Source organism: Pricia sp. (assembly GCF_041745955.1).
GTDB lineage: Bacteria > Bacteroidota > Bacteroidia > Flavobacteriales > Flavobacteriaceae > Pricia.
On record NZ_JBGTHY010000045.1, the window covers coordinates 1 to 4,876 of the forward strand.

3 protein-coding genes are annotated in these 4,876 nt (G+C 46.0%); all 3 read right to left on the minus strand.

The features are described from left to right. Nucleotides 1-2,135, minus strand: a 2,135-nt coding sequence (locus tag ACEW8S_RS01560) for a CRTAC1 family protein (protein ID WP_373516434.1), incomplete at its 3' end; no start/stop codon positions are given. Nucleotides 2,136-2,240: 105 nt separating this feature from the next. Further along, on the minus strand, nucleotides 2,241-3,767 hold the full coding sequence (locus ACEW8S_RS01565; RefSeq protein WP_373516435.1) for a RagB/SusD family nutrient uptake outer membrane protein: 1,527 nt from the start codon (nucleotides 3,765-3,767) through the stop codon (nucleotides 2,241-2,243). Between the two features lie 36 nt (nucleotides 3,768-3,803). Further along, nucleotides 3,804-4,876, minus strand: a 1,073-nt coding sequence (locus tag ACEW8S_RS01570; protein WP_373516436.1) for a TonB-dependent receptor domain-containing protein, incomplete at its 5' end; no start/stop codon positions are given.

Sequence of the window (4,876 nt, forward strand, 5' to 3'; positions counted from 1 at the left end):
TCATTGTCCGCATCGAAAAAGAGGGAAGCCATATCCTCATGGTTTGTTCCGGTTAGGGGAGATGCCTCGAAAGTTCCGTCCGGTTTTTGGATCATGAAGGATGCCGATTGATCTAGGGCCCCACCCGCAAAAACATCTTCAAGTCCATCGTCGTTGATATCGGCTACCGAAAGCCCAGGACCGTTGCGGGAATGCATGTGCGGTAAAAGCGGCTGGATCGTGTAATCCACAAATCTATTTTCGATGTGTTTGAAATTCAATCCGATGCTATCTTCTTTTGCGATTAGCTGTAGTGTTTGTGGAGAATCACTTTGTACTGTGGACTTTTGAGCTTCGCTATATTGCAGCACAATTTCTTGGTTCACTTTCAGTCTTCCGAGATGCTGTACTTTTCCGTCCGGCCAAACGACTTTTGCACTATCGATTTCGGAGACCTTGCCCAGACCGAAATGTAGAGCCTGTTCCACCGTAGAAAGGTAGCCTCGATATGGTGTAAAGTATTGTTTTTGTAGCTGTTTTTTATAAAAGATTGTTATCTGGCTACCCAAACCTTGAAGGTTGGGCGCCTTGCCCTCGAAACGGAACCTGAGATAAGCTTTGGTCGAATCGGTAACCGTTCGATTTTCATACAGGCCGGCGGGGTCGTCGATATTGTTGATAACCAGATCGAGGTCACCGTCATTGTCAAGGTCGGCATAGGCCGCGCCGTTGGAGTAGGTGGGTTTTGATAGCCCTGCTTCGTCAGTGATATCCTTGAATTTAAGATTACCCTGGTTTTTGTACAAGAAATTGTGGAGTTTAATTCCGGGCAGTTCGTTCAATGCATCCAGTCTTTTTTTTCGGTTGGCCTCTTCGGTACCCATCATCAGTTCATGGTTGCCATAGTCCATAAAATCAAGGTTGGTAATATCTTGTCGATAGCCGTTGGTAATAAATAGGTCGTTGTTCCCGTCTTGGTCGAAGTCCGCCACAAGTGGACTCCAACTCCATTCCGTGGCTGATATACCCATCATTTGCCCGATTTCGCTGAACGAGCCGTCGCCGTTGTTTAGTTGTAAAGTATTTCTAATGTATTGGGGCTGATATCCGTCGGAAAGCCTTTTCTCGAACTGATCGTAGGTATTGCCCGTCATGGTCAGCTTGCGGCGTTTATTGTCGGGGGGTAGCATATCCAGCACCACGACGTCCATATTGCCGTCATTGTTGATGTCAGCGATGTTGTTGCCCATCCCGTTGAAGGTCAGATGCCGCATGTAATCGGTAATTTTGTTCTTGAAAGTACCATCCTTTTGGTTGATGTAAAGAAAATCGTCCGTCAGAAAATCGTTGGAAACATAAACGTCCGGCCAACCATCAGTGTTCATGTCACAGATCTGGACACCAAGGCCAAAGCCCTCACTGACCATGCCCGCTGAACCTGAAACATCTTCAAACGTTCCGTTACCACTATTCCTATAAAGCTTGTCAACTGAAAGAGCTTTTCCGCTCAGGTCCTTGGGACGAGAGGTGTTGCGGTTAAAATCGACCAGGGCATTGTTCAAGAGGTACATGTCGAGATCATCATCCCCATCATAATCGAAAAAAGCGGCTTGTATGGAATAGCTTTCATCGGCCAAACCCCATTTCTCGGCTTCTTCGGAAAAGGACAATTTGCCCTTTTTCACGCATTGGTTGACGAACAAAAGGTTGGCAATGTCCTTACCCTTCGTGCCTCGAGGACCGCCACGACTGACATAAATGTCGGGATAGCCATCTTGGTTGATGTCTACAATAGAAACGCCGTTCGACCAATTTGCGGAACTCACTTTAGCCGATTCAGTAATATCCCCGAATTTAAAATCACCTAAATTTCGGTAGAGTCGGTTGCTGACCATGTTCCCTGTAAAATAGATGTCCTCTAAACCGTCTAGATCAAAATCGGCTACAGCGACACCGGCACCGTTGTACATATATTCGAAATCAAGTACGGAGAGACCGCCATCAAGGTTGAGGGCGTTGTTGAAATCGATTCCTGAATCTTTTGGGGAATGTTCTTCGAAAAAGGTATTGGAACTATCCCTACATGACGCAGTCGCCATTAGTAGACAGCAATAGAAATAATGGATATATCGCTTGATCGCCGGAGGATGTAACATGGATAACAAATTTACAATTATCCCATAAATAAAGGAATCCAACCTAAAAAATGGATTGGATTCCCTATCGTCTTTAAAAAGGAAACATTTTGTTTACTCTGAAATCTAATACATCGGATTTTGCTTCAATAAACCGTCGGAACGGTCAATTTCGGTCAAAGGGAAAGGAAATATATTATAATGCTCGCTCCAGGCGGCACCAAAGATTTCGGAACCGATGCCCCAACGCGTAATATCGAACCATCTATGAGGTTCAAATGCCAATTCCATCCTTTTTTCCTGTCGCATGGCCTCGGTAAGATCTCTATCGACCGCCAAAATGGGTAGTCCCGCCCTTACCCTTATATCATCGATCTGTTGTTTGGCTATGGCCTGATCGCCTCCCCCTTCTATTAGGGCCTCGGCGTATAACAATTTGAGCTCCCCAAACCTGAACCAACGCTCGTTGTTAAAATCCGCCGCCTCGTTTGGTGAACGGTTGGCACCGACTGCATTATGCTCGCCAAGATATTTTTTTCCGCTCAGCCCATTGGAGGACCATTCGGGGTCGTACGGCAATTCCTGGGTCATTTGGTTCGACCAGACATAATACATATCACCGTCTTGGTAATAAGTTTCATTGGCCCTGACATCCCCGGGTTCAAAGGCGGCAATCAAATTCTGGGAAGGTATGAACCAGCCGCGTTTACCCCCAGGGGCACCGTTGGCCGCTCCCCAATGATAACTTCTGGTGGAACCCTGTGAGGCCTTGAAATTTTCGGAATGCGTATCGTCGAAGACCCAAATGTTATCATCGGAAAAAGGCCCGCCGAACTGAATCTCGAAAATGGACTCCATATTGTTTTCCATATCATAATTGAAATTATCGGCATAATCCGGCATAAGCATGTAGGGGCCGTTCTGCACTACGTCTTCAAACGCCGTTATGGCGGCCGGCCAATCTTTTTTCCATACGTTAACTTTTCCTAGATAGGATTTGGCCGCCCAAGCCGTGGCCCTTCCGCGGTCGGCGCTGCCCCAATCTTCGGGTAAACCAGCTGCAGCAATTGTGAGGTCGTCGAGTATAGAAGCGTATAGTTCATCTTGGCTGGCATTGGGCAGGGCAAGGTCAGTAAGGTCGGTTTTTACCTCCAAGGCCAAAGGGGGGGTGCCGAAAAGCTTTAGGGCCTGAAAATGAAACCAACCTCTTAAAAATTTGGCTTCCGCTTCCAGTATGGTTTTATCAGCTTCCGACAACTCGTTTTCGTTATCCAAGTTGCTCAGAACTATATTGGCACGGTAAATCCCTTCGTAAATTTGGGAATATACCGCTCCATAGGGTACATCGCTTGCACGTATTTGTAGTAAGTCTATATCCTGTGAAACTCCATCTGATACCTCCGTATCCGCAGCAGCATCATCGGTAATAACAACTGAGATTTTCCAATATTCACCGTTTTCCCCCAAAGTTTCGGCACTGATGCCCCAAAAATCCTGTATGGAGGAATACGATGCAAATAATGCACTGTCGAAATCACCCCGAGTCTTATAAAAGGTGTCCGAAGTCACCCTATCTAGGGGCAAAAGATCTAGTTCTTTTTCCCCGCACGAGAACACGAAGAAAATACCAATAAGAATTATATATTTTTTCATAATGCCATATTTTATATTGAAGTACTGCTAAATTTTTTAATTGAAGGTTGCGGACCAACCCAACTGAATGATTCTAGGTAAAGGGGAGGCACCGGCATCTTGGCCGCTGGCCAATGTAAAATCTCCCTTTTGGAAACTTTGGGTCCGACCTACCTCAGGGTCAAAACCTGAATACTTGGTAAAGGTGGCCAAATTTTGGGCACCAACATAAAAACGCATTCTGGACACAAAGCCATTTGTCCAGCTCGTCAATTTTTCCGGTGGAAGGCTATATCCTATTTGTATGTTTTGAATACGGAGATACCCAGCATCTTCAATCCAACGATCGGAAAAACGCGTATTGCCGTTGGGGTCGGTTCTGGTCAATCGCGGATTGGAACTCGAATTGGTTGTTCCTTCACCTGTCCACCGGTCAAACACTTGAGTACTGAAATTATTGTTTCCTGTGAGGCTCTCCAAGCTAGTACGTGCCTGATTGTAGACCTGCTGATCGCCAACACCTCGAAGGTTTACCGAGAAATCCAAACCATTATATTCTCCCTGAAAATTAAAACCGTAGAAAAACCCGGGGAAAGGACTGCCTAAATAGGTTCGGTCGTTCGCGTCGACTGTACCATCTCCATTGACATCCACAAACCGAATATCACCTGGGGAGGGGGTGCCGCTAACGTCGGGTACCGCGGCGGCTACCTCGGCTTCGTTCTGATATAGACCATCTGTCTTATAGCCGTAGAAATGGCCCAAACTCTCACCGACTATAGTTCTATGAGTATCAGGTCCACCAAGTCCAGTAATGATTTGGGATATCTGCCCCAAATCGGTCACTTCGTTTTTTACAGTAGTGATATTGGCTCCAATATTGTATTTGAAATCGCCTATTTCGTCAGCATAGTTCACGGAAAATTCAATACCCGAATTTTCGATTTCCCCAATATTTGCGTCCACAGGTAGAAAGAAACCTGAAACATAGGGTACCGGAAGCCCTATTAAAACGTCTTCGGTCGTCTTATGGTAATAATCTGCGGTCATGTTCAATTTTCCGCCCATAAACGCACCGTCGATACCAATGTCCCATTGGGTGCTGGTTTCCCATTTCAGGTCCCTATTAG

Excerpts from the sequence above, each read along its gene's own strand:
- ACEW8S_RS01565 (WP_373516435.1), bottom strand. The coding sequence starts at position 3,767 with ATGAAAAAATATATAATTCTTATTGGTATTTTCTTCGTGTTCTCGTGC.